Annotated in this window: 4 protein-coding genes and 1 pseudogene; all 5 read left to right on the forward strand. The window is 57.7% G+C overall.

What is annotated here, in order from left to right:
- Positions 1-183 precede the first annotated feature (183 nt).
- Entirely contained in the window at positions 184-855 is a 672-nt protein-coding gene (locus VGE80_RS21015) for an OmpH family outer membrane protein (RefSeq protein WP_373650300.1), read from the forward strand.
- Between the two features lie 209 nt (positions 856-1064).
- Positions 1065-1943, forward strand: a complete 879-nt coding sequence (locus tag VGE80_RS21020; RefSeq protein ID WP_373650299.1) for a UDP-3-O-acyl-N-acetylglucosamine deacetylase — start codon at positions 1065-1067, stop codon at positions 1941-1943.
- Positions 1944-2046: 103 nt separating this feature from the next.
- Positions 2047-2892: an acyl-ACP--UDP-N-acetylglucosamine O-acyltransferase gene (gene lpxA, locus VGE80_RS21025; RefSeq protein WP_397571507.1), complete on the forward strand. Its 846-nt coding sequence runs from the start codon at positions 2047-2049 to the stop codon at positions 2890-2892.
- Between the two features lie 63 nt (positions 2893-2955).
- Positions 2956-4041 carry a Gfo/Idh/MocA family oxidoreductase gene (locus tag VGE80_RS21030; protein ID WP_440594002.1) on the forward strand — a complete coding sequence of 362 codons (1086 nt, stop codon included), beginning with the start codon at positions 2956-2958 and terminating at the stop codon, positions 4039-4041.
- A 382-nt stretch (positions 4042-4423) separates the two neighbouring features.
- Positions 4424-4669: pseudogene (locus tag VGE80_RS21035) on the forward strand (1-deoxy-D-xylulose-5-phosphate reductoisomerase); the annotation flags it as partial.

Genomic DNA, 4669 nt, shown 5'->3' on the forward strand with positions numbered 1-4669 from the left:
TAAAAGGAAGTCCTAAAAGTGAATCCCGACAGCAGTTCGTATTGACGAGATTTATTAGCTGTGCAAAATGCCATTGTCTTCCTGTCCGCCGGTTGAAAGCCAAGGGATTTGGCTCGCCGAGCAGACGCGACCACGACACAACCGATTTTCGTCCGTTCGGCCACGCAAAGGAGTGCATCAGCCGTGAAGAAAGTTATCGTTTCGGCATCCGCAATCGCCCTGCTCGCTGGTGTTCTCGCGTTGACGGGAGACGCCTGGAGTCAGAGCAAGGAACCGGCCGCGGCCGCCACCAATCTTCCTCATAAAGTAGGCCTGATCGACATGGCCTACGTCTTCAAGAACTACAAAAAGTTCGAGAGCCTGCGTGAAGACCTGAAGCAGGAAATCGCCGAAAGCGAAGAAAAAGCCAAGGACATGCAGAAGGGGATCGTCGAACTCCAGCAGAAGATGAAGAGTCTCGTCGAAGGTGCTCCTGAGTATTCCAAGGTCGAACAGCAGGCTGTCAAGCAGGCTGCCGAATTCGAAAACTTCCGCCGCCAGATGTCACGCGAATTCCTGAAGAAGGAATCGCAGATCTATCTGCAGGTCTACAACGAAGTGACCACCATGGTGGAAAAGTACGCCAATCACTTCAACTACACCCTGATCATTCGCTTCAACCGCGAAGATCTCGACACCGAGAACCCACAGCAGTTGCTGCAGGGGATGAACCGCCAGGTCGTCTTCTACCGACCGAACGAAGACATCACCACCCCCGTTCTGGAAAGCCTCAACAAGAAGTTCAATCCAGACGCAGCCTCAAGCAAGGCTCCTGCTCGTACCGCAACCCCAGGTGGTGCATCGAAGAACAACTAGTCTTCGACCGACGGACGCAAAATCGCCCGACCCTGGATTAGTCCGGGGTCGGTTTCCATTCTCTGTGCGTTCGTACTTAACTTCCAAACCAGCGGCCACTCTCAAATACGCGCTGCCATCGCTGGACGTCTCGTTGCCGGGGGATGCGTTCTCACCCGAGCGGACTTTCGCGATCTGATTGCGACGACATGCAGCGCCGGGTGACACCCATGACTCCAAGATGCCAACGAACTCTCGTCCGCCCTGCTGAATATCGGGGCTTCGGTTTCCTTTCAGGTGCCGATGTCACGGTTTCCTTCTTTCCAGCAGACGAGAACTACGGAATTCGATTCCAGCGAACTGACCTCGCCGGAACGAAGCCGATCCCTGCCCGGCTTGAAAACCTTGTTCCCCGCCAGCGACGGACGGCCATCTCCAATGGTGAAGCCTCTGTCGACCTCGTGGAACATGTCATGGCCGCTCTGGCAGGACTGCAGATTGATAACTGCCTGGTCCGCCTGAATGCTCCTGAACCCCCGGGCGCCGATGGTTCCTGCCTTCCCTTTGTCGAAGCGTTGCTCGAAGCGGGAACGGTCGAACAGACGGCACGCCAGCCATTGCTGGTTGTTCATTCCAGCTCCAGAACCGAAACCGCTTCAGACGAATCAGAGATCTCGGTTCGCCCCGTCTTCCACCGAACGCTCGTCATCAGCTACGAACTCGACTACGGAATGCGTTCCCCGATCAAGCCCCAACTGCTGACCTATGAATTCTCTCCCGAGACATTCGTCAGCGAAATTGCTTTCGCCAGGACATTCATCCTGCAAAGTGAAGTGGCGGCGCTGCAGTCGAAGGGGTACGGATCACGCGTCACCGAAAAAGACCTGCTGATCTTCGGACCGGACGGCGTCATCGGCAACCAGTTGCGAAGCTCTGACGAGTGCGTCCGCCACAAGATTCTGGACTGCATCGGAGATTTCGCCCTGATGGGGTGCGATGTGCATGGTCACTTCCGCGCTTACCGCTCGGGACACAATACCAACCATGCCATCTGCCAGAAGATCCAGGTCAGCCAACCGGCGAAAATGGCCTATTCCAAAGCCGCATGAAAGATTCGGCACTCGCCCGCCACGACAACTGTGTGAACTACAGCCCGGCAAACACCGATACTAACACTGTGATCTCGATCAAGCGAAATTCAAGGACGACACCATGCCGCGAACGATCTCACCCTTGTCGCAAGTAGATGCTCAAGCTCAGATCGGCGACGATGTCGAGATCGGCCCCTTCTGCGTCATTGGCCCCCACGTCAAACTGGGGAACGCCTGCAAGCTCGACAGCCATGTCTCTCTGATCGGCCACACCATCATCGGTGACCGAAACCGGTTCTACCCCGGAGCCGTCATCGGGGGCGAGCCACAAGATATCGGCTACAGCGGTTCCCCAACCCGAGTCGAAATCGGCGACGACAACCTGTTTCGCGAAGGAGTGACCGTCAATCGCGGAGCCGACAAGGAAGACGGTGTGACCCGGATTGGTCACCGTAACTTCCTGATGGCGAACGCTCACGTCGCCCACAACTGCCACGTCTTCAACAACGTCATCCTGTGCAACGGCAGTCTGCTCGGTGGACACGTGCACGTTCAGGATTATGCGATTGTCTCGGGCAACTCGGTCGTTCACCACTTCGCGACACTCGGAACAGGCTGCTTTATCAGTGGCGGTTGCCGGGCTCCTCAGGACATTCCTCCTTTCATGCTGGCCGCCGGCAGCGATAAGCCGGAAATCGTCACGGTCAACGTCGTCGGAATGCGTCGACGTGGAATCTCTGAGAACGCGATCAACCTGGTTCGCCAGGCCTACAAACTGATCTTCCGGGAACACGTCAAGCTGGAAGAAGTTCGCGAACGGTTGTCGGAACAGACCGACGGGGTACTGCCGATCGAACTCATGACATTGCTCAACTTCTGTGAGCAATCCGCCAAAGGCAAGAATGGCCGAGCACGCGAAAGCCTTCGCGGCAAGCCTTCCGCCAGTGAAGAAACCAAGGCCGCATAATCGGCCGACCGGGAAAACCACCACAGCAGGTTGTCGCGTCGACAGGGAAAACAGGTTTTTACGATGAAACGATTGCGAGTCGCGGTGATTGGGGTTGGCGCTCTGGGCCGCCATCATGCTCGAATCCTCAGTGAGATGGACGGAGTCGAGCTGATCGCCGTTGCCGACAGCCAGGCCCAGCGAGGTCAGGAAGTCGCCAACAAGCATCACACGTGCTGGGTGGCCGACTACCACGATCTGCTCGATCGAAATGTCGTCGACGCCGTTTCTGTCGTGGTTCCCACCGTCGCCCATCGCAAGGTGGCCGGTGCCTTTCTGGAACTGGGAATTCCGGTCCTCGTGGAAAAGCCCCTGGCCGGTTCGGTCAAGCACGCACGGGAACTCGTCGAACTTGCGACGCAGAACGAAACGCTGTTGCAGGTGGGGCACATCGAACGATTCAATCCCGCCTTCCAGTCTGCTCAAAAACTGATCTCGTCGCCCAAATACATCCGGTGCGAACGAACCAGCACGTACACCTTCCGTTCAACTGATATCGGCGTCGTCCACGACCTCATGATCCACGATATTGACCTCGTCCTTTCACTGGTAAAAAGTACCGTGAGCCGCTGCGAAGCGTTCGGAATTGGCGTGATGGGCCAGAACGAAGACGCGGCCCAGGCTCGACTGTACTTCGAGAACGGCTGCATCGCCGATCTCACAGCCAGTCGGATCAGCCCGACGGTGTCTCGGTCAATGACCGCCTGGTCCGCGTCCGGTTGCGTCACTGTCGACCTGAATCAGCGGGACGTCAAACGCTATGCACCAGGACTTGCCCTGACTCACGGAATGCCACCGCTGCAACGAGCGGCTCAGCCGGGTGCCGACCTGGAAGCACTGAAGAAGGACGTCTTCGGCCAGTTCATCAAAATCGAAGAAGCTCCGGTCGAAGCGGGCGGCCCTGACGCCCTGACTCAGGAACTGCGTGAGTTCGTTCATTGTGCAGTGACCGGCGAGAAACCGCTGGTCGACGGCCTGCAGGCACTCGACGCAATGTCTGTCGCAGACCGTATTCTGGACAAGGTCGCTAAACATCAGTGGGATGGACACGCGCAGGGACCGACGGGACCGTACCCGCAGTCCACGGTACCGCTTCGCCGCGTCGCCTGATCTGGACGAACCACCGCTTCCTTGAGTAAAGAGGTTCGTCCACTTGCGGAGGCACCGCAGCGCGCCTCGGCAATCAGCGGCATCGCCACTGTGGGCGCATCCATGGGGGGCGCATCCATGTGGCCACATTCTTGTGGCCTCTATCAACGCTGTCAGGCAAAGGCATTCTAACGCCCCTGGACTTGAGCCTCCGCGCCCGCTCAGTTCCAATCGTGACTTCGGAATCTGACGTCACGCGGGACCACACGCATCTGCCCACGTCGCTATTGCTGGGAATGAATTCCGGACCTAGAATGCGGGTTCTTCGAGGAAATTCGCAATTAGCCGTGACGGCGTGAGTTATGGCAAGCGTGCCTCAACACCAGGACCCCGCGAGGGATGCGTGCCCTTTGAACTGCCCGAAATGAACCGGATCGCCGTCTTGGGCGCAACCGGCTCGATTGGCACCAGTTGTCTCGATGTCATTGCCGCACACGGTTCCCGTCTGCAGGTAGCGGCTTTGACCGCGCACGCTCGCTGGGAATCTCTGGCACAGCAGTGCCACCAGTTCAAGCCTCAGTTCGCGGTGATTTCTGACCTTGCAGTACGCGAGCAGATGGGTGGCAACGCCTTCCCGCGCGAGACCGAA

This window comes from Schlesneria sp., assembly GCF_036405755.1.
GTDB lineage: Bacteria > Planctomycetota > Planctomycetia > Planctomycetales > Planctomycetaceae > Schlesneria > Schlesneria sphaerica.